Here is a 542-nt window from a genome sequence, read left to right as displayed (position 1 = left end):
GATGAAGGAACAGCAGAAACTCGTACCCAAGGGATGGCTGTTATTGCTTCTAACAACCCTAACCTCAAGTTAAATGTATGGGATAAACTGCAAGTCAATATGGGAGCAGCCCATAAGAATCAATACTACCGTCCTGTGCTCTTGACGACAAAAGATGGCATTTCCCGCTATCTAACTGACGAAGAAGTGCCGCAATCCCTCTGGAAGAAGACAGATGCTAATGGTATTTTGACCTTTGATATGAATGATATCGCAGGCTACAGCAATGTCCAAGTTTCTGGTTATCTGGCTGTTTGGGTACCAGTTGGTGCTAAGGCAGATCAGGATGCTCGTGTAACAGCTAGCAAGAAGAAAAATGCTAGCGGTCAGGTTTATGAATCTAGTCCCGCTCTTGATTCACAGCTGATTTACGAAGGCTTCTCTAATTTCCAAGACTTTGCAACTCGCGATGACCAGTATACCAATAAAGTCATTGCTAAAAATGTCAACCTCTTCAAGGAATGGGGAGTGACTTCATTTGAGCTGCCGCCTCAGTATGTATC

At 43.9% G+C, this 542-nt stretch carries 1 protein-coding gene; it reads left to right on the top strand.

Features of this window, described 5'->3' with window-relative positions:
• Positions 1-542: glycoside hydrolase family 70 protein (locus D4Q52_RS26065; RefSeq protein WP_283805690.1), on the top strand; the 542-nt coding region annotated here is incomplete at both ends.

The organism is Rhodopseudomonas palustris, from assembly GCF_003591005.1.
Classification (GTDB): domain Bacteria; phylum Pseudomonadota; class Alphaproteobacteria; order Rhizobiales; family Xanthobacteraceae; genus Rhodopseudomonas; species Rhodopseudomonas palustris_K.
The sequence above is the reverse complement of the archived record's forward strand: the minus strand, read 5'-3'. Positions and strand labels throughout refer to the sequence as shown.